Genomic DNA, 19,879 nt, shown 5'->3' on the forward strand with positions numbered 1-19,879 from the left:
CTCAGCGGTCGGCCAGCCGGATGACGAACCGCAGGCCCGACCAGACGGGGTCGATGGCGGCGACCTTGTTGTCGACCAGACCCTGGGCGAGGCCGTATTCGCGGACCATGGTCTCGGTGAGATCGGTGGGCATACCGCCGGATTTCTTCGGCCAGGCGATCCACAGGCCGCCATCGGTGACCAGATGTGTTCGCCACGAACCGAAGTGCCGCAGCAGGGTGGCGCGATCCGGGCAGAAGCCGAGAATCACGTCGTAACCACCGCTACCCGCGCACCGGTGTAATTCGACCGCCCCGGGCAGCTCACCCAGCTCGAAATCCGCGGGCGCACCCGCCAGCAGCACCCGCGCGCCTTCCTTGATTCCGAGCTTGCGGGGCAGCGGCGTACCCGAGTAACCGGCCATACCGTGAGGATAGGCGCTCAGGGGTGGGTGCTGCGGAGCAGGTCCAAGGGGTCGGTTCGCACGCCGAATTCGCGGCGCAGGGCGTGACGGGCGGCGTGCAGGCCGTTCATACCGTGCACGCCCGGACCGGGCGGGGTCGCCGAGGAACAGAGGTAGACGCCGGGGAGCGGGGTGCGGTACGGGTTCCAGCGCGGGACGGGGCGAAAAACGGTCTGGCGGAAGGTCATCGCGCCCGCGGAGATATCGCCGCCGATGTAGTTGGCATTGTGCGCGGGCATGGTGGCGGCGGTACGGACGGTGCTGGCCAGGATGAGATCGCGGAAGCCGGGGGCGAAGCGTTCGACCTGGGCGGTGACGGCCTCGGTCATATCGCGGGTGGAACCGTTCGGGACGTGCGCGTAGGTGTAGAAGGTGCGCTGTCCGGCGGGGGCGCGGGTGTCGTCGACGACACCGGGCTGGATGGACAGTACGTACGGGCGGTCGGCATGATCGCCTGCGGCGACGGCTTTTTCGGCGGCGACGGCCTCGGCGCGGCTGCCGATCAGGTGCAGGGTGCCCGCGCGTTCGCAGCCGCGCGCCTGCCACGGCACCGGGCCCGACAGCGCGAAATCCACCTTGCAGGCCGCGCCGCCGTAGCGGAAGTTGTCCAGCGCCCGGTTGTATCGGCTCGGTAGCCGATTCGCGGCGATGCGCTGGAGTTCGGCGGGGGCCAGATCCAGCAGTACCGCTCGTGCGGAATCGAATTCGTCGATGGAGTCGACCCGGTGCCCGGTGATGACGCGACCGCCGTTGCGGCGCAGATCAGCCGCGAGCGCATCGACGATGGCCTGGCTGCCGCCGCGCGGGACGGGCCAGCCGCGCGCGTGGGCGAGGGTGCCGAGCAGCAGGCTGACGCCCGCACCGGGCAGGCTGCGCGGCGGCCGAATCGCGTGCGCGGCAACGCCGGTCAACAGTGCGGGCGCGATGTCCTCGCGAAAGCGCAAGTCCCACAGCGGTGTCGACTGTTCCAGCATGCGGCGCGCGATGCGCAGTTCGACGCCCGGGTCCACGTGCAGCAATCCGGTCGGATCGATGGGCGGATGGCGCAGATCCGACATGATCAGGCCGACGAGGTCTTCCCATTTGCGCACCAGCGGGCCGAACAGCCGCCGCCAGGAGCCGCCGTCGCGGCCGAGTCCGTCCGCGGTCTGTTCCAGATCGCGCCAGGCCAGACCGGCACGCCCGCCATCGAGCGGATGCGCGTACGAGACCTGCGGGGTAAGCAATTCCACGCCGTGCGCCTTCAGGTCGAAGGCGCGGAAGAACGGGGACGCCACCGCCATGGGATGCGCTCCGGCGCACAGGTCGTGCCGGAATCCGGGCAGCGTGATCTCCCCGGTGCGGCAGCCACCGCCGATCGCGTCGGCGGCCTCGTAGACCTCGACCTCGAGCCCCGCCCGAGCCAGGATCACCGCCGCCGCAAGCCCATTGGGCCCCGATCCGACCACCACCGCGTCAGCCATGACCACAGCCTATGCGCGTGGCGGCCGGGTGTGCCGCGACCGTGACGAACCCCGCCCCCGGTTGCCCGGATCAGGCGGGGCGGACCCACTGGGCGATAAAGATTTCCAGACGCTGATCGCGAAAGTCCGGCCGCAGTCGGCCACCCCGATCGAGGGTGGCGAGGCCGTGCAGCGCGGACCAGGCGACCTCGGTGAAGGTTTCCACATCGTGCGATCCGGCGAACGGGGCGAAGGTGTGCAGCAGTTCCAGGAACGCGTCCTTGAGGGCCTGCGGAGCCTCGGGCCCGAATTTCAGATCGGTGCGCAGCAGGAAGATGGCGTCGTAGAGCGCGGCGCTGTCGCGGGCGAAGGCCAGGTAGTTCTCGGTGACGGCGATGAGTCCGGCCTCGGGGGTGGCGGCTCGTTCGCGGGCCTCGCGGGTGGCGACGGCGAGTTCGGCGCAGCCCTGTTCGGCGACCGCGGCGACGATGGCGTCCTTGCCCGCGAAATGGCTGTAGAGCACGGGCTGGCTGTATTCGATGGCGTCGGCGAGGCGGCGAATGGTGACCGCTTCCCAGCCCTTGGTCTCGGCGAGTTCGCGAGCGGTGTCGATGATGCGCTGATGTCGATCGGCGCGTTCGCGTTCCTTGCGGGTCTGTATAGCGCTCATACCAAGAACTCTAGCATCGCTAGACAAACTACCCGTGCATGATCTAGCGTTATCCACATCAGTTAGCAGCGCTAGATTTTGGAGCAACAGTGAACATCTCCCGCATCGCCACCGCCCCTGTCCGCCATCGTCGCGGGCTGTGACCTCCGCCACTATCGGATGATTTCCGCGCCCGTGCACCGTCTCTCCTTACAACACCGCACACAAAGGAGCGACACCATGACGACCACCAAGCCGCACGGCCCGGCCTCGTACTTCCCGACGATCGAAGCCAAATACGGCCGCTCCGTGGACGATTGGTTCGTCATCCTCACCGCCTCCGGCATCACCACCCAGAAGCCGATGGTCGAATTCCTCAAGACCGAACACGAATTGGGCCACGGCCACGCCACCGCCCTCGCCCAGTTCCACCTCAACCCCGGCAAGTGGGAGCGCTGAAATCCCCTCCCCCACAACGCAAATCGGCCGCTCCCACAGGGAGCGGCCGATTGCGTTATGCCGAAGGCGGTCGATCAGACGTCGGTGCTGAAGCGGATGCCGCCGTCGGGGATGTCGACGCCGGGCCAGACCCGGGCGCCGCGGAGGAGTTCGCAGCGGGCGCCGATGACCGCGCCGTCGCCGATCACGCCGTCGCGGACGAGGGCTCGGGGGCCGATGCGGGCGCCGAAGCCGACGATGGAGCGTTCGACGGTGGCACCGGCTTCCACGCAGGCGCCGTCGAAAAGGATTGCGCCGTCGAGGCGAGCGCCCGCGCCCACCTCTGCGCCGCGGCCTACGACCGTGCCGCCGATCAGCAGTGCGCCCGGGGCCACGCCCGCGCTGGGGTGGACGAGGGATTCGCCGCGCTGGCCGGGCAGGGCCGGGGAGGGGGCGATGCCGCGGACGAGATCGGCGGAGCCGCGGACGAAGTCCTCGGGGGTGCCCATGTCCCGCCAGTAGGAGGTGTCGACGTGGCCCTGGATGTGCGCGCCCTCGGCGAGCAGGGAGGGGAAGGTTTCGCGTTCCACCGAGACCGGGCGGCCCGCCGGGATCTTCTCGATGTATTCGCGGCGGAAGACGTAGCAGCCGGCGTTGATCTGGTCGGTCGGCGGATCCTGGGTCTTCTCCAGGAAGGCTGTGACGCGGCCGGTTTCGTCGGTGGGGACGCAGCCGAAGGCGCGCGGATCGCCGACGCGGACCAGGTGCAGGGTGACATCGGCGTTGGAGGCGTGATGGGTTTCCAGCACACCGTTGAGGTCGGTGCCGCCGAGCACATCGCCGTTGAACACCATGACGGTGTCGGCGCGCAGTTTGGGCAGCACATTGCGGATGCCGCCGCCGGTGCCCAGCGCCTCGGTCTCGGTGACGTATTCGAGTTCGAGGCCGAGTTCGGAGCCGTCACCGAAGTGTTCCTCGAACACCTCCGCCTTGTAGGAGGTGCCGAGTACGACGTGGGTGATGCCCGCATCGGCGATGCGGGCCAGCAGATGCTGCAGGAACGGCAGTCCGGCCGTGGGCAGCATCGGTTTCGGGGCGGACAGGGTCAGTGGACGCAATCTGGTGCCCTGGCCCCCGACCAGGATCACCGCGTCCGTGGACCCGGCAGCATTGCCGCTGTTCGCCATCATCTCCCCTGTGGTGTGGGTTGTCAGTTGAGCGCGTCCGCCTTGTCGCGTTCGCGCAGTGCGGATCGAACCGCAAGCCTGCAGCGGATCGCAAGTCCAGCCTTGAGCGCGACCCGGAGCGGAGCCTGCCACCAGTGCGGATGCCGGTCGGCCTGGAAACGGTAGGCGCTGGCGTGATGCGCCGGGAGCATCGTTTCCGGATGGCGACCCGCGGCGTGCCCCTTGGCATGGGTGACCTCGGCGGACGGCACGAACACATTGTGCCAGCCCGCCCGGCCCATCCGATCACCGAAGTCGACATCCTCCATGTACATGAAGTACCGGGAGTCGAATCCCTCGATGGCGTCGAAGGCGGCGCGGCGCACCAGCAGGCAGGAACCGGACAGCCAGCCCACGGTCCGCTCGGAGATCTGCTCGTTCTCCTGGCGGTAGCGGCGGGTCCAGGGGTTGCCCGGCCAGATGGTGCCGAGGATGGCGTGTCCGGCGCCGTCGGCCAGACCGGGCACCGAACGCGCGGACGGGTACAGCGAGCCGTCCGGTTCGAGGACCTTGGGTCCGAGGGCTCCGGCGCGCGGCCAGCGGCGGGCGGCGGTCAGCAGTTCGTCGATGGAATCGGTATGCCAGCGAATATCCGGGTTGACGATGACGATGAACTCGATGTCCGGATCGATCTCCGCGACCGCGCGATTGATCGCGCCGCCGTATCCGATATTGCCGCCGGTGCGTAGCAGGCGCACATGCGCGTTGGCGTCGGCGATCAATTCCGGCACGCCGTCCGTTGAACCGTTGTCGGCCAGGATGACCTGAGGCTTCTCGCTGGTGGCGGTGGCTAGCGTGCTGATGAAGTGCTGCAGGTGCTCACCGGGCGAGTAGGTCACCGTGACGACGGCCAGCGTCGGCCGTTCAGCAGAATCCGAGGGGCTCACGGACGCCCAGCCTAGTCGGAGATGGCGGACAGCGCGTCGTTCAGTGCCGCTCGCCAATCCCGGAGCGGGGTGAGCCCGGCGGCGGCCCAGGATTTGCCCGAAAGGACCGAATATGCCGGGCGCGGAGCCGGTCTCGGGAAATCCGCGGTGCCACAGGGGAGTACACGTCCCGGATCAGCGCCGATACCCGCGAACACGGCCTGCGCGAGCTCGAACCAGGTGGCCTGTCCGGCATTGGTGGCGTGCAGGACGCGCGGAATCGCGGGATCGTCCGAGCGAGCCGCCAGTTCCAGCAGCCCGGCGGCCAAATCCGGTGCGTACGTGGGTGATCCGAGCTGATCCGCGACCACGTTCACATTCTCGCGCTCACCTTCGAGCCGCCGCATGGTGGCGACGAAGTCGGTGCCCCGCCCGGTGTAGACCCAGGCGGTCCGGACAATGCGCGCATTCGGGTCTAAGTCCAGAACCGCTTGTTCCCCGGCCAATTTCGATCGGCCGTACACCGTCGACGGTCCGGTCGGATCGCCCGGCTCATACGGTTTTTCGGCATCGCCCGGAAAGACGTAATCGGTGGAGACCGTCACCAGCCGCGCCCCGGCTTCGGCACAGGCCGCCGCCAGCACCGCCGGTCCGGTGGCATTGACGGCGAAGGCCGCGTCCACATCGGATTCGGCCCTGTCGACGGCGGTGTAGGCCGCGCAGTTCAGCACCACATCGCCCGGATTCAGCACCGCGCGTACGGCATCCGGATCGGTGATATCGAGTTCGGCACGGCCGTAACCGCGGGCATCGGGTGCGAGCGCCAGCAGCGCGCGGCCGAGCTGTCCGTGCGCACCGGTCACCACGAGCCGCGCGGTGATTGGCGTCACGGCGGGAGAAGTCACGGCGGTCAGTCTGGCATGTCCGAGGTGGCCCGGTCGCGCCCGAGTCTGCCTGCGGTGATGCCCGGCTTCGAGTGCGCAACCCGCGTGCGCGGACGCACGACTCACGGAGCGCGGGCTACACGAACATGTCCGGCCACGCGTCTAGCCTCAGCAATTGGGGGAAGTCCATCGATGTCACCCGGAAACTCGGGTGTGGTCGGCCGAGCACTGAGAGGAAGTCGAGGGTGTCGCAATCCACCAGGGCATCCGCGCCGCTACCGTCGCGCCGCCCCGCAGGGAAGAGGTCGCGGGGCGGCGGACAGCGCGCGAATCCGATGCGTGCGCTCGCGGCGGCGGCCGCGGTGCTGGTCCTGGTGGTCACCGGTTTGGGCTGGCACAGCATGGACGAGCTGGTGTCCAGCATCGAGCGGATCGGCAATCTCGGGCTGGGTGGGGAGAAGGACGGCGCGGTCGACATTCTCATGGTGGGCATCGACTCCCGCACCGACGCGCACGGCAATCCGCTGTCCGAGGATGAGCGGGCCATGTTGCACGCGGGCGATGAGGTGGGCCTCAATACCGACACCATCGTGCTGATCCGGGTGCCGAACAACGGTGAATCCGCGACCGCCATCTCGATTCCGCGCGACTCGTACGTCGATATTCCGGGCATCGGCAAGGGCAAGATCAATTCGGCGTACGGCGCGACCAAGCTGACCGAACAGCAGAAGCTCTTGGACAAGGGCGTTTCCGCGACCGACGCGGACAAACGGTCCACCCAGTCCGGGCGGCAGGCGCTGATCAAATCGGTCGCGAACCTGACCGGTATCACCGTCGACCATTACGCCGAGGTCGGCCTGCTCGGCTTCGTACTGCTCACCGACGCGGTCGGCGGTGTGGACGTCTGCCTGAACAGTCCGGTGTACGAACCGATGTCGGGCGCGGACTTCCCCGCCGGACCCCAGAAGCTCAATGGCCCCGAGGCTTTGAGCTTCGTGCGGCAACGCCATGAGCTGCCTCGCGGCGATCTGGATCGAATCGTGCGCCAGCAGGTGTACATGGCGCAGCTGGTGCATCAGGTGCTGAGCGCCAAGACGCTGACCAGCCCGGGCCGCCTGAAGGATCTCAGTGACGCGGTGGGCCGCACGGTCGTGCTCGACGACGGCTGGGATGTGTTGTCGTTCATGAACCAATTGCAGGATCTGTCCGGTGGTCAGGTGAAGTTCGAGACCATTCCGGTCAAGGATCTCAACGGCTGGACCGATGAGGGCGAATCGGTGGTCCGGGTTGATCCGGTCGCGGTGCAGAAGTACATCGCCAAAACCATCGGTGCGGACAATGACCCGCACGAGGAGACCGGCGGTGTGGACCCCGCCACCATCACGGTGGACATCTACAACGCCAGCGGCACCGGCGGACTGGCGGGCCAGGCCGCACAGGCGCTGACCGGCAAGGGTTTCCGCACCGGAACGGTGGACAATTGGATCGGCGGCCCGATTCAGAGCAGTCGGGTGCTGGCGGCGAGCGGCGGTGACACCAAAGCGCGCGCGGTGGGCAAGGCGCTGGGCGGACTGCCGGTGTTCGCGCAGAGCGGTATGCCGGAGGGCTCGATCCGGGTGGTGCTGGCGAGTGACTACTCTGGTCCCGGTTCGGCGACGAGCAGCACCGCCTTCGACCCCACCACCAGCAACTCCACCACGATGACCCCGGTGCCGCCCGCCCCACCCATCGATGCCGGTAAGAACGGACCGAAATGCGTGAACTGAACGAGACCCTCACCGAAGCGGTGCTCGACCCCATCCTCGCCCGCGATCCCGCGGGCCCGCGCATCACCTATTACGACGACGCCACCGGAGCGCGCATCGAGCTATCCGCGCTCACGCTGGCCAACTGGGCGGCCAAGACCGCCAATATGATTCGCGACGAATTCGGGCTCTCGGCCGGTTCCCGGGTGGCGGTGCTGCTGCCCGCGCACTGGCAGACCGCGGCGGTCCTGCTGGGCTGCTGGTGGGCCGGGGTGGAAGTGGTGTTGCACGCCGACCCGGACGCCGAACTCGCCCTCGTGACCGCCGACCGGATCGCCGAGGCGGGTGATATTCCGGAGGTGGCGGCGCTGTCGCTGGATCCGATGGGCATGCCGGTGCGGGATCTGCCGATCGGCGTCACCGATTACGCGACCGCGGTGCGCGTGCACGGGGACCAGTTCCGGCCCAGCGGTATCGGCTGTGCGCTGGACGGCACCTCGGTGTCGGAGGTCTTCGAGGAGGCCCGCAAATCCGCTGCGCGCCAGGGCTTCACCGCCGAGGATCGGGTGCTGTCCTCGACCCCGTGGGAAACCCCGGCCGAATTGATCGATGGGCTGGTCGCCGTGCTGGCGTCCGGAGCGTCATTGGTGCAGGTCGCGAACCCGGATCCGGCCGCGCGCGAGCGTCGCGTCACCAGTGAGCGGGTTACCGCGCAGCGTTCCTGACTCCTGCCACGGGAGGATTTCCGATTCCCTCTTCGGGATGTTTTTCGTCACACCGGTTTTCCGTACGGTGGAGGCATCCGAGGATGGGAGTTCAGCGATGATGAGCCCGCGATACTGGTTACGGTGGCTGCTGGAGCAGGGCACACCCAGGTACGCGCTGCGTTTTCAGGCCCGGCGGGGTGACCCGTTCGCGCAATTGGTCGGCAGCACCTCCGGTTTGTACGACCCGTACCCGCATATCGAGGAGTTGCGCGGGCGCGGGCGGCTGTACAAGGGTCCGGTCGGCTGGGCCACGGCCGATTACGAGTTGACCCGGGCCGCGTTGCGGGACAGTCGCTTCGGCATTTTCGGTGCGCACAATGTGCAGCTGCCCGGGCCACTGACCAAGCTGATCCGGGCCGCGGAACTGCCGCCGAATCCGGTGGAGCCGCCGTCCATGCTGGTGATCGATCCGCCCGAACACACCCGGTTGCGCAAATCGGTGTCGGCCGCGTTCACCCCGCGCGCCATCGGACGGCTGCGCGAGCGGATCGAATCGGTGACCGCGGAACTGCTGCACGCGCTGCCCGAGGACGGGTCCGCGGATCTCATCGAGGATTACGCGGCGCAGGTGCCGATCGCCATCATCGCCGAAATGCTGGGCTTCCCACAGGAATCCCGGAAGCAATTCCTGGCGTGGGGTGATGCCGCCAGCCCGCTGCTGGACTTCGGCATCGCCTGGCGCACCTGGCGCGCGGCCGCCACCGCCATGATCAATATGGACGGTTATCTGGACGAGCACATCGCGCGGCTGCGCCGCGAACCCGGTGACGACATCCTCAGCAGCCTGGTGATCGCGGGCGATCTGGACGATCGCGAACTCAAGGCCACCGCCAGCCTGCTCATGGGCGCGGGTTTCGAGACCACCGTCAACCTCATCGGCAATGGCGTGGTGCAGTTGCTGGCGCATCCGGAGCAGCTGGCGCGGCTGCGCACCGAGCCCGAACTGTGGCCCCAGACGGTCGAGGAGGTGCTGCGTTTCGACGCGCCGGTGCAGAGCACGGCGCGAACGGCGCTGTGCGATACCGAACTCGGCGGGGTGACGCTGCACAAGGGCAGCGTGGTGGTGCTGTCGCTGGCCGGGGCCAATCGGGATCCGAAGATGTTCGAGAATCCGGATCGGTTCGACATCACGCGCTCGAATGCCAAGGACCACTTGACGTTCTCCAGCGGTATCCACACCTGCCTGGGTGCGAGCCTGGCGCGCATGGAGGCCGGATACGCGCTGCGCGCACTGTTCGACCGCTTCCCGGAACTGGCGCTGTCGGGCACGCCGGAGCGGCGGCCGCTGTACACGCTGCACGGGTACGCGCGGCTGCCGGTCAATTTGGGCCGCCGGGCCACCGCGACGGTGTAACCCGGGCGGGTCGACCCGGGATCCATTGTGGCGGTGGGGATCCCGGATCGAGCTCAGTAGAAGCCGACGACCTCATCGCCCCAGATGGAATTGCGTTCGCCGTCCGGGTCCGCCACGATGCGGTCGGCGGCGTCGATGACCAGGGTTTTGCGCTCGGCGACGGTGTACGGCGGCCAGTGTTTGGAGCCGTCGATGGCCGCGGGCACACCGTGCGTGGCGAAGGCGGTCCAGCGGCGCATGATCCGGCCCGAAACCTCCTGCGCCGCTTTGCGTCCGCCGAGCCAGAAGGTGGGGTCGCGGTCGAAGGAGCCGAAATTGCCGAATACATAGGGCAATTCGCAGGCGTGCCCCGCGCCGACCCGGGCCGCCTTGAGCATCGGCGTGGCATGGTCGAAGCGGTACATCCAGGTCGGCGAATGCGCCGAATGCGCTTCCGCCACCCAGTGCGCGGGCATGCGGAACGCCGCATCGGTGGACATGCTCAGCGCGCCGCGCGCGGAGGTGACCGCGTACGCGGAGGCGATCTCGGCGATGCGCTCCGGTGACAGGCCCGGATGTTCGGCGGCCACGCCGAGCAGCATGGAGTTCACCGCTTCCGGGGTGACCGGCATGATCGGCGAGCGGAACAGCCGGAACATGGACGCCTCGTCCCTATTGGTGCCGATGATCAGCGGCACCCGGTGCGAGCGGCCCTCGCGGAAACGTTCGGTGGGATAGGCGGGCAGCAGATCGCCGTCCACCACGGGGACCGCGGCCAGGCGGCCGGGTTCCTTGGTCGGGACCTCGTCGAACAGCGCCCCGGCGGCCGTGGCTATGCGTTCGATCGGCAATTCCAGCAGTTCACCCGCGCGCGATTCGGGCAGTTCCAGCATCTCCAGATAGCGGCGGGCCACGCCCGCGGTGCGCTCCGGACCGAAAACCGTGGTGGCGGGCGGGGATTCGGCGATGGCGCGATGGAAAAGCCCGGCCGAGCGCGGTGAGGTGAGCAGGGCGGTGACACAGCCCGCGCCCGAGGATTCACCGAAGATGGTGACATTGCTCGGATCGCCGCCGAACGCCGCGATATTGTCGCGCACCCATTCGAGGGCGAAGATCTGATCGTGCAGGCCCAGATTCGGCACGAAATCCGGGCCGAGCGAGGACAGGTCCAAAAAGCCGAGCGCGCCGAGCCGGTAGTTCACCGTGACCACGAGAAGATCGCCGATTTCGGACAGTTTGCGGCCGTCGTAGATGGCCTGCGCGGCCGTGCCCAGGCAGTACGCGCCGCCGTGGAACCACACCATGACCGGGCGGGGTTCCTCGGTGGCGGCGGCCGGGGCCCACACATTGAGCCAGAGGCAGTTCTCGCCCATCCGCAAACCGGAGTCCACCGGGACGAAGCCCGCGCTCTGCGGCGCTATCTCGCCGAAACTCACGCAATCGCGCACGCCATCCCAGCGGTGCGGGGGCTGCGGGGGCCGGAATCGGTTCGGCCCACCCGCGCTCGCGGCGTACGGAATGCCGCGCCAGACCGCGGTCTTACCCTCGCGTCGGCCCCTGACCTCGCCGAATTCGGTCCGTGCGACCGGATCGATGCCCTCGTCCTGCAGTGTCTCGAAGACTCGAGTGCTCACAGCCACCTCCTCGTACTCCGTAAATCGAGAGTACCGAGTGCATCGGTTGAGGTTGCCGGATCGTCACCCGCGATTCGCTACGCTGGGCGGGTGCCGAGTTATGCGTATCGATGCCGCAGCTGCGGCGACACGTTCGAGAAGTCCCGTCCGATGGCGGAGTCCTCGGATCCGGCCGACTGCCCGCAGGGGCATTCGGACACCGTAAAACTGCTGACCACGTTCGGAACGGTAAATCGCGGGGGCAGCGTGCCCGCCGCCGCACCGCAGGTGCCGATGGCCGGCGGCGGGGGTTGCTGTGGTGGCGGTGGCTGCTGCTGAACGTCAGGACTGGTCGATGACCGGTTCGGCGTCCTTCCTATCGGTGTGACCGAGCGAGCGGCCGGGGGCGACCCGGTCGCGCACGCGCTGCTTGAGGACGGCGATATCGGGAAAACCGCCGTCCGCCTTGCGATCCCAGAGCTGCTCGCCGTCCACGGTGATGCGGAACACCCCGCCCTCGCCGGGTACCAGCGCGACCTCGGACAGATCGGTGGTGAAGGTGGTCAGCAATTCCTGGGCCATCCAGCTCGCACGCAGAAGCCAGCGGCACTGGGTGCAGTATTCGATCGCTACGCGGGACATATCGGGCACTTTACCGGCGGCGCGCGGCGCTACCGGGGCACGGTTCGAATTGCCTTTTCACACAGCGCTTTCAGCAAAATAGCGGCTATTGACGTCGCCGCGCACTTGTCGGTGCTCTGCGATAGAAATGCGGTGAACGAACGAAGGGGGCTCGATGACCACCGCCTGGACCGCTGATCAGATCGCGGCGCTGGCTCCGGATGCCACATCACTCACCGCCGCCCGCAAGCTGCGCGGCAAGTGGAACGGCACCGGACAGCACGACACCGCGCTCTGGGGCCTGTGTCAGGGCAGCGGCGGTCGTCCCTACCAAACCGTCGTCGACACCGCCGGGCCCGCATACAAATGTTCTTGCCCGAGCCGTAAATTCCCGTGCAAACACGCGCTTTCGCTAATGCTCGCCTGGTCCGAGGGCGAAATTCCAGCTACCGATACCGTCGCCGATTTCGCGGGTGAATGGCTGGCCGGACGCGCCGCGCGCGAAACCGATCGCGCCGCCCGCGACGCGAAAAAGGCCGCATCCGAATCGAACTCGCCGACCCCGGCCCCCTCCGTGGGCACCGCCACCGCCGATCAACGCCGCGCCCTGGTCACCGCCGGTCTCGCCGATCTGGATATCTGGCTCACCGACCAGATCCGCACCGGCCTGGCCTCGGCAGACCGTTCGATGGCGACCTTCGAGTCCGTGGCCAAGCGCATGGTCGACGCCAAGGCCCCCGGCGTCGCCGCCGTCCTGCGCCAATTGCCGCGCACCGCAACCCATTCCGACTGGCCGCGCCTGCTGCTGCGCGAATACGCCCGCCTGCACCTGCTGGCCACCGCCCACCGCCGCCTGGACGCCCTCTCCCCCGCGCTCGCCGCCAGTGTCCGCACCCATATCGGCTACCAGACCGGCACCGAATCCGTCCGCGCCACACCCCCGGTCCGCGACACCTGGCTGGTCCTGGGCACCCGCATCACCAACGAGGAAGCCATCTACACCCGCCGAATCTGGCTGCTCGGCAGGAAATCCGGCCGCTGGGCCCTGCTGATCGACCACAAACACGGCGGCCCCGGCTTCCCCCAGGACACCCCACCCCCGGGCTTCATGATCGACGCCGACCTGCACTACTACCCCGGCGCGAACCCCCTGCGCGCCCTCTGGGGCACCCGCCACGGCCTGCCGGATCCATTCACAACCATCCCCAGCCGCCGTGCCGAAACCCGAAGCGGTGCGGAACAACCCGACACCGCCGCTGCGCGTGAGACGGAGCAAGACTCCGAAGCCGATCCCATCGGCGGCGCTGTCACGACCGAGCGCACCTGGGGAATCGGTGCGGCACTCACCGCGCACGCACGAGCAGTCGGGGCCGATCCTTTCCTGCGCGCCTGGCCGGTCCTGCTCACCGACGTGGTGCCGGTTCGTGATGAAAGTGGCTGGTACATAGCCGAATCGGACGGCACCGCGCTCCCGATCGCCACCGAGCACGGCGAGCCCTGGCACCTGCTCGGCCTGTCCGGCGGACACCCGGTGAGCGTGATCGGCGAGTGGACCGCCGACGGCCTGATTCCCGTCGCCGCCCTGCTCGACGGGACGGTGATCGATATCGACCTCATGGAGGGAACCACTCCCGCCACTTCACACAGCTCCACCGAATCCGAAGCGGGCAGTGCGGAATTGGTCTCAGCCGCGTTGATCGGCACCGCCCGTCGACCGGCGAACCGGGACGAGCTGGCCGCCCCGGTCGCCGCGCTGGCGCACCGGCTCGACGAGCAGCCGGGCGCGAATTCCGCCGTTCCGCCCCGGCCCGACGAAAGCACCTCGGCCGCACATCAATTCGGCGAGGCCGATCCGGCCGTGCATCAAGCAGCCGGGGAAACCTCGGCATCCGGCGGCCCAGGCAAGGAAAGCGCGGCGGTGTTGCTCGAATCCGCTGCGCTGCAAGAGTGTTTCGCGCGGGGTGGGGTGAGCGCGCTGGCGGTGGAGTTGCCCGCGGCCGCGGATGATGATGGGCGGCTGCGGCTTTCGGTTGCCGCTTCGGCGCGGTTGGCGGAGTTGCTCGCTACCAGTTCGCCGTTTCTGGATGAGTGGCTGGCGGCGGCCGAGGAGCGGGAATTGCGGGCTCCGGACGCGCTGGTGAGTGTGTTGCTGGATCGGGCGAAAGCGCTCGCGTTGCAGCGGGAGCCGCTGTTGCGGCTGGCGGGGGCGCGCGGGCGGTGGCTGGCGGGGCAGCATCCGGGGTGGCGGGCGCTGGTGCGGGCGGACGTGACCGATGATTCGGTGTGGTCGCACGGGCGAGCCGCCGAGCGGCGGGTGTGGCTGGCGCAGTTGCGGCGGCGCGATCCCGTTGCCGCGCGGGATGCGCTCGCGGGTACCTGGGGTACCGAATCCGGGCCGGGTAAGGCGGAATTGCTGGCGGTGTTCGCCGATGGGCTCTCGCTCATGGATGAGGCGCTGCTGGAGACCGCGCTGGACGATCGGCGGGCCGAGGTGCGGCGCACGGCGGCCGATCTGCTGGGCCGACTGCAGGATTCGCATTTCGCGGGGCGCATGACCGAGCGCGCCGCCGCCTGGCTCACCTTCGGCCGCAAACTGCGCAGGCCCGAGTTGACCACCACCGGTCCGGGCGTGCTGGACGATGCCGCCCGCCGCGACGGCGTCGGAGATCCGTACGGCTACACCGTCTATCGCGCCGACGGCGCACCCGATCTGGCCGCCGAATGGCTGCACCGGGTGGTCGCGGCGACCCCGCTCTCGCATTGGGAACGCGTCCTCGGCCCGCCCGAGCAGGCGGTGCGCGCCGCCATGACCGAGGCCATGCGCGGCCCCATGTTCGCGGGCTGGGCCGATGCCGCACTGGCGCAACGTAATCAAGCCTGGGCGCGGGAACTCTTCGCCGCCTACGCCGCACAGGAGGAGGGCGGCTCGGCCGGCGAGACGCTGCGCGAACTCTTCGCCCTGCAACCCCTGGCGGATCAGATCCGGCATCTGTGCCGCCTGGACAGCAGCTGGCTCGCCGAGATCGAATCGCTGTTGCGCGCCATGCCGCATCCGTGGCCCGGTCCCATGGCCGAACATGTGCTGCGCCTGCTGCTGGAACGCGCCCAGCTCAGCGCGGATCGCCCGGGCACGCCCAATAGCCTGCGGCCCGCCTCCTATCGCACCCTGTTCCGCGCGGCCTCGGCGCATTTCCCGGTGGACACCGCCGACATGGTGACCGCGATCGCCCGCAAATGCGGAGATCCGTACTGGGAGCAGGCTTTCGATCAACTCACCTACGACCTCACCCAACGCAGAGCAATGCTCGAGGAGCTGAAGTGACCACGATTTCATCGCAGGACGCCCTGCTGCGCCCGCATGCCGAACAGGCCTTCGCCGACGAACTCACCGCGCTCGCCGCCGCCGATGACCGGCCGCGCCCGCCGTCCTGGAAATTGTCGCCGTGGGCGGTGGTCACCTATCTGCTGGGCGGCACCCTGTCCGACGGCACCGTGATCAGCCCGAAGTACGTGGGCCCGCGCCGCCTCATGGAGGTCGCGGTCGCCACCCTGGCCACCGATCGCGCCCTGCTGCTCATCGGCGTCCCCGGTACCGCGAAAACCTGGGTGTCCGAACATCTCGCGGCCGCCGTCTCGGGTCGTTCGACGCTGCTGGTGCAGGGCACCTCGGGCACCGCGGAGGAGTCCATTCGCTACGGCTGGAACTACGCGCGCCTGCTCGCCGAAGGCCCGAGTGATGCCGCGCTGGTGCCGTCCCCGATCATGACGGCCATGCGCGCGGGATCCATCGCGCGCCTGGAGGAACTCACCCGCATCCCGTCCGATGTGCAGGACGCGCTCATCACGGTGCTGTCGGAGAAGACGCTGCCGGTGCCCGAACTGGGTTCGGAAGTGCAGGCGGCCAAGGGTTTCAACCTGATCGCCACCGCCAATGACCGCGATCGCGGCGTGAACGAGCTCTCCTCGGCGCTGCGCCGCCGCTTCAATACCGTGGTGCTGCCGCTGCCCGCCGGGGAGGATGAGGAGGTGGCGATCGTCAGCCGCCGGGTCGAACAGCTCGGCGCCGCACTGGAATTGCCCGCCGTGCCCGCCGCCGCCGAGGAGGTGCGGCGCGTGGTGCGGGTATTCCGCGAACTGCGTTCGGGCATGACCGAGGACGGCCGCACCAAGCTCAAATCACCGTCCGGCACGCTCTCCACCGCCGAGGCGATCTCGGTGATCACCAATGGTCTGGCGCTGGCCGCGCATTTCGGCGACGGCATCCTGCGCCCCGCCGATATCGCGGGTGCGGTGCTCGGCGCGGTCATCAAGGATCCGGTCGCGGATTCGGTGGTGTGGACCGAATACCTGGAAGCCGTTGTGCGCCAGCGCGCCGATTGGGCCGACTTCTACCGGGCCTGCCGCGAGGTGAGCTGATGAGCACCGTCACCACCACCGTGACGGCGGAGACCCGGATCTTCGGCATCCGCCATCACGGACCGGGTTCGGCGCGTTCGCTGCGCCTGGCGCTGGAGAAGTTCTCCCCGGACACCATTCTCATCGAGGGCCCGGCCGATGCCGATCCACTGCTCGGCTTCGTCACCGCCGACGGGATGGAACCGCCGGTGGCCCTGCTCGGCTACCACCCGGATGAGCCCGCCAAGGCCGCGCTGTGGCCGTTCGCGGTGTTCTCCCCGGAATGGCAGGCGATGCGGTACGGGGCCGAGAACACCGTGCCCGTAGGGTTTTTCGATCTGCCCGCCGCCATGACGCTCGCCCTCGAGACCGAGCCGGGTGACAGCGGCGACCCCCTGGCCGAACTCGCCGCGGCGGGCGGTTACGACGATGCCGAGCGCTGGTGGGACGCGGTCGTCGAATCCTCCTCGGACGCCGACATTTTCGATGCCGTGAACGAGGCCATGACGGCGCTGCGGGAGAACGCCGATATCGATCAGCACACGCTGCGCCGCGAGGCGCATATGCGGCAGGTCATGCGAAAGTCGTTGAAGGACGGCGCACAACGCCTGGCCGTCGTGTGCGGGGCCTGGCACGGTCCGGCGCTGTCCGGCAAGCTCGGCCCGGCCGCCGCGGATGCCCGCGTGCTCAAGGGCCTGCCCAAGGGGAAGGCCACGCTGACCTGGGTGCCGTGGACACATTCCCGGCTGGCCTCGTCCTCCGGGTACGGCGCGGGCATCACCTCGCCGGGCTGGTATCACCACCTGTTCACCCAGACCGACCAGCCCATCGTGCGCTGGCTCACCAAGGTCGCGGGCATGCTGCGCACGCATGATCTGCCGGTGTCCAGTGCGCACATCATCGAATCGGTAAGGCTCGCCGAGACTCTCGCGATCCTGCGGGAACGGCCGCTGGCCGGGCTGTCGGAGGTGACCGAGGCGACCCGCGCGGTGCTGTGCGACGGTGACGAGACCATGCTGCGCCTGGTCAGCACCGAAATGGTGGTGGGTGAGGCGCTGGGCGCGGTTCCGGAGGGCACGCCGACCGTTCCGCTGGAGGCGGATCTGCGCGCGCAGATCAGGACCCTGCGCCTGAAGCAGCAGGCCCTGGAGCGCGTCATCGACCTGGATCTGCGCACCGAGCGGGATATGGCGAAATCCCGGCTGCTGCACCGGCTTCGGCTGCTCGGCATCGGCTGGGGTCAGCTCACCGACAGTCAGGTGCGCAATACCGGCACCTTCCGGGAGACCTGGACGCTGCGCTGGCGACCCGAGCTGTCCATCGCGATCGTGGAGGCGGCGCGCTGGGGCACCACGCTGCGCACCGCGGCCGAGGCGAAAGTCCTTGATACGGCGGCGAATCCGGAGGCCACGGTCGGCCAGATGTCGGCCGCGCTGGAATCGGCGCTGCTGGCGGATCTGAGCGGGGCCACCGACGGCCTCATCACCCGCCTGGAATCGGTCGCGGCCCTTGATCACGACATCACCCACCTGCTGGCCGCGCTGCCCGGCCTCTTGCGCACACTGCGCTACGGCGATGTGCGCGGCACCGATTCCGCCGCCCTGACCAGGGTGGCGGACGGCCTGCTCATCCGCGTCTGCGCGGGCCTGCCGAGCGCGGTCACCGGCCTGGACGCCGACGGCGCCGCCGAACTCCGCACCCTGATAGACGCTGTGCACCTGGCGCTTTCGGCCCGCGAGAACGAATGGGCGACCACCACCTGGCTGACCGCCCTGCGCATGCTGGCCGATCGCGACGATATCAACGGCACCCTGATCGGCCGCGCCGTCCGCCTGCTGGCCGACGCGGACATCATCGACGCCGCCGAATCCGCCCGCCGACTATCCGCGGCCCTGTCGGTGGGTCACAGCCCCGTCGAGAAAGCCGCCTGGATCGACGGCTTCCTCGGCGGTCGCGGCCTGCTCCTGGTACACGACCGAAACCTGTTGAGCCTCATCGACACCTGGCTCGCCGGACTGGACGACGACCAGTTCGTCGCCACGCTACCCCTGCTGCGCCGCACCTTCGGCGCGTTCGAATCCGGTGAGCGCCAAGCCATCGGCCAGGCGGTGCGCAATGGCGGGCCCGCCTCCTCCGTTTCCGGAGGTACCGAATACGACACCGTCCGTGGCGAACTCGCGCTCCGCGCCGTCGCCGAAATCCTGGGGGTAACGGGATGACCGAGCCGAAGACCGCCGATGACGCACAGTCCCGGCGCTGGCGATTGGTGCTCGGCGGGGCGGCCGAGGCGAGTGTGGGCGGGCTCGGCGGGGCCGAGGATGTGGCCATGGATCGGGCGCTGGGGGCGCTGTATGACGCGGATGCGCGCAACGGGGCGAGCGGGCGCAGATCCGGTGGGCTGGGTGGGTCCGCGCCGCAGGTGGCGCGGTGGCTGGGCGATATTCGGCGGTATTTTCCGTCGACGGTCGTGGAGGTCATGCAGCGCGATGCGGTGGATCGGCTGAATCTCACCGAATTGCTGCTGGAGCCCGAGCTTTTGGAGGCGGTCGAGCCGGATGTGCATCTGGTGGGCACGCTGTTGAGCCTGAATCGGGTGATGCCCGAGACCACCAAGGCCACCGCGCGCACGGTGGTGGAGAAGGTGGTGCGGGAGATCGAGCGCAGGATCGCGGCGCAGACCATCGCCGCGGTCGGCGGCGCGCTCAATCGCGCGGCGCGGGTGTCGCGGCCGAAACTGCGGGATATCGACTGGGACCGCACCATTCGCAAGAATCTCGCGCACTATCTGCCCGAACAGCGCACCGTGGTGCCGGAACGACTGGTCGGGTACGGGCGCAAGGCGCAGGCGGTGCGCCGGGACGTGGTGCTGGCCATCGATCAATCCGGGTCCATGGCGTCGAGCGTGGTGTACGCGTCGGTGTTCGGCGCGGTGCTGGCCTCCATGCGCTCGCTGAAGACCTCGCTGGTGGTCTTCGATACCGCCGTGGTGGATCTGACCGATAAGCTCGCCGATCCGGTCGATGTCCTGTTCGGCACCCAATTGGGCGGCGGCACCGATATCAATCGCGCCATCGCCTATTCGCAGTCGCTCATCACCCGCCCGGCCGATTCCCTGTTCGTGCTCATCTCCGATCTCTACGAGGGCGGGGTGCGCGCGGAGATGCTTCGCAGAATTCGCAGCATGAAGGAATCGGGCGTGCAGGTGGTGGTGCTGCTGGCCCTCTCCGATGAAGGCGCACCGTCCTACGACCGCGATAACGCCGCCGCGCTCACCGCGCTCGGCGTGCCCGCTTTCGCCTGTACGCCGGACCGTTTCCCGGATCTGCTCGCGGTCGCTCTCGATCGCGGTGACGTGCAGCGGTGGGCGCATGTGAACGCCGGGCAGGCGGGCTGAGATATACAGCCGTGGAATGTAGCGTCTGAGGCGGCCGCGACCCGCACGGTAGGCTGCCAACCTG

The 19,879-nt window shown here is 68.7% G+C and carries 17 protein-coding genes; 9 read left to right on the forward strand and 8 right to left on the reverse strand.

The annotated features are described in order from the left end of the window. Nucleotide 1 precedes the first annotated feature (1 nt). From AB0L82_RS23200 to AB0L82_RS23210, 3 genes are all read right to left on the reverse strand, one after another. On the reverse strand, nucleotides 2–403 hold the full coding sequence (locus AB0L82_RS23200; RefSeq protein WP_364639729.1) for a DUF3052 domain-containing protein: 402 nt from the start codon (nucleotides 401–403) through the stop codon (nucleotides 2–4). A gap of 17 nt (nucleotides 404–420) precedes the next feature. After that, the gene (locus tag AB0L82_RS23205) at nucleotides 421–1,905 is read right to left on the reverse strand and encodes an NAD(P)/FAD-dependent oxidoreductase (RefSeq protein ID WP_364639732.1); all 1,485 of its coding nucleotides are present in this window, start codon (nucleotides 1,903–1,905) and stop codon (nucleotides 421–423) included. A 70-nt stretch (nucleotides 1,906–1,975) separates the two neighbouring features. Then, entirely contained in the window at nucleotides 1,976–2,554 is a 579-nt protein-coding gene (locus AB0L82_RS23210; RefSeq protein WP_364639735.1) for a TetR/AcrR family transcriptional regulator, read from the reverse strand. A 219-nt stretch (nucleotides 2,555–2,773) separates the two neighbouring features. On the opposite strand from AB0L82_RS23210, the gene AB0L82_RS23215 reads away from it, so the two are divergent. After that, the gene (locus AB0L82_RS23215) at nucleotides 2,774–2,992 is read left to right on the forward strand and encodes a DUF4287 domain-containing protein (protein ID WP_364639738.1); all 219 of its coding nucleotides are present in this window, start codon (nucleotides 2,774–2,776) and stop codon (nucleotides 2,990–2,992) included. A 74-nt stretch (nucleotides 2,993–3,066) separates the two neighbouring features. Here AB0L82_RS23215 and AB0L82_RS23220 read toward each other — a convergent pair whose 3' ends face one another. Genes AB0L82_RS23220 through rfbD form a run of 3 tightly spaced genes read right to left on the reverse strand, consistent with a single transcriptional unit; the run spans nucleotide 3,067 to nucleotide 5,968 of the window. Beyond that, on the reverse strand, nucleotides 3,067–4,161 hold the full coding sequence (locus AB0L82_RS23220; RefSeq protein ID WP_364639741.1) for an NDP-sugar synthase: 1,095 nt from the start codon (nucleotides 4,159–4,161) through the stop codon (nucleotides 3,067–3,069). Between the two features lie 20 nt (nucleotides 4,162–4,181). Next, nucleotides 4,182–5,084 (reverse strand): glycosyltransferase family 2 protein, encoded by a 903-nt coding sequence (locus AB0L82_RS23225; RefSeq protein WP_364639744.1) that lies wholly within the window; start codon nucleotides 5,082–5,084, stop codon nucleotides 4,182–4,184. Between the two features lie 11 nt (nucleotides 5,085–5,095). Beyond that, the gene (gene rfbD / locus AB0L82_RS23230) at nucleotides 5,096–5,968 is read right to left on the reverse strand and encodes a dTDP-4-dehydrorhamnose reductase (RefSeq protein ID WP_364639747.1); all 873 of its coding nucleotides are present in this window, start codon (nucleotides 5,966–5,968) and stop codon (nucleotides 5,096–5,098) included. A gap of 314 nt (nucleotides 5,969–6,282) precedes the next feature. Between rfbD and AB0L82_RS23235 the strand changes: the two genes are divergently transcribed. From AB0L82_RS23235 to AB0L82_RS23245, 3 genes are all read left to right on the forward strand, one after another. After that, nucleotides 6,283–7,713 (forward strand): LCP family protein, encoded by a 1,431-nt coding sequence (locus tag AB0L82_RS23235; protein WP_364640479.1) that lies wholly within the window; start codon nucleotides 6,283–6,285, stop codon nucleotides 7,711–7,713. Beyond that, a complete protein-coding gene (locus tag AB0L82_RS23240) occupies nucleotides 7,701–8,417 on the forward strand; it encodes a TIGR03089 family protein (protein ID WP_364639750.1) in 717 nt (238 codons plus the stop codon). Before AB0L82_RS23235 ends, AB0L82_RS23240 begins: the two co-directional genes overlap by 13 nt. A gap of 100 nt (nucleotides 8,418–8,517) precedes the next feature. After that, nucleotides 8,518–9,813 carry a cytochrome P450 gene (locus tag AB0L82_RS23245; protein WP_364640482.1) on the forward strand — a complete coding sequence of 432 codons (1,296 nt, stop codon included), beginning with the start codon at nucleotides 8,518–8,520 and terminating at the stop codon, nucleotides 9,811–9,813. Nucleotides 9,814–9,866: 53 nt separating this feature from the next. On the opposite strand, the gene AB0L82_RS23250 is transcribed toward AB0L82_RS23245, so the two are convergent. Continuing rightward, nucleotides 9,867–11,402 carry a carboxylesterase/lipase family protein gene (locus AB0L82_RS23250; RefSeq protein ID WP_364640484.1) on the reverse strand — a complete coding sequence of 512 codons (1,536 nt, stop codon included), beginning with the start codon at nucleotides 11,400–11,402 and terminating at the stop codon, nucleotides 9,867–9,869. Between the two features lie 114 nt (nucleotides 11,403–11,516). Between AB0L82_RS23250 and AB0L82_RS23255 the strand changes: the two genes are divergently transcribed. Next, a complete protein-coding gene (locus AB0L82_RS23255; protein WP_364639753.1) occupies nucleotides 11,517–11,744 on the forward strand; it encodes a zinc ribbon domain-containing protein in 228 nt (75 codons plus the stop codon). Between the two features lie 3 nt (nucleotides 11,745–11,747). On the opposite strand, the gene AB0L82_RS23260 is transcribed toward AB0L82_RS23255, so the two are convergent. Then, nucleotides 11,748–12,047, reverse strand: coding sequence for a SelT/SelW/SelH family protein (locus AB0L82_RS23260; RefSeq protein WP_364639756.1), 300 nt, complete (start codon nucleotides 12,045–12,047; stop codon nucleotides 11,748–11,750). A 154-nt stretch (nucleotides 12,048–12,201) separates the two neighbouring features. Here AB0L82_RS23260 and AB0L82_RS23265 point away from each other — a divergent pair, with 154 nt between their 5' ends. The 4 genes from AB0L82_RS23265 to AB0L82_RS23280 are packed head-to-tail and all read left to right on the forward strand — an operon-like array spanning nucleotide 12,202 to nucleotide 19,815. Next, entirely contained in the window at nucleotides 12,202–15,348 is a 3,147-nt protein-coding gene (locus tag AB0L82_RS23265) for an SWIM zinc finger family protein (RefSeq protein WP_364639759.1), read from the forward strand. Beyond that, the gene (locus AB0L82_RS23270; RefSeq protein WP_364639762.1) at nucleotides 15,345–16,442 is read left to right on the forward strand and encodes an AAA family ATPase; all 1,098 of its coding nucleotides are present in this window, start codon (nucleotides 15,345–15,347) and stop codon (nucleotides 16,440–16,442) included. Before AB0L82_RS23265 ends, AB0L82_RS23270 begins: the two co-directional genes overlap by 4 nt. Further along, a complete protein-coding gene (locus AB0L82_RS23275) occupies nucleotides 16,442–18,640 on the forward strand; it encodes a DUF5682 family protein (RefSeq protein WP_364639765.1) in 2,199 nt (732 codons plus the stop codon). The genes AB0L82_RS23270 and AB0L82_RS23275 overlap by 1 nt, the downstream gene beginning before the upstream one ends. Continuing rightward, the gene (locus tag AB0L82_RS23280; protein WP_364639768.1) at nucleotides 18,637–19,815 is read left to right on the forward strand and encodes a VWA domain-containing protein; all 1,179 of its coding nucleotides are present in this window, start codon (nucleotides 18,637–18,639) and stop codon (nucleotides 19,813–19,815) included. Before AB0L82_RS23275 ends, AB0L82_RS23280 begins: the two co-directional genes overlap by 4 nt. Nucleotides 19,816–19,879 lie beyond the last annotated feature (64 nt).

It is taken from the genome of Nocardia sp. NPDC052001, from assembly GCF_040680615.1.
In the GTDB taxonomy this organism is placed as follows: Bacteria; Actinomycetota; Actinomycetes; order Mycobacteriales; family Mycobacteriaceae; genus Nocardia.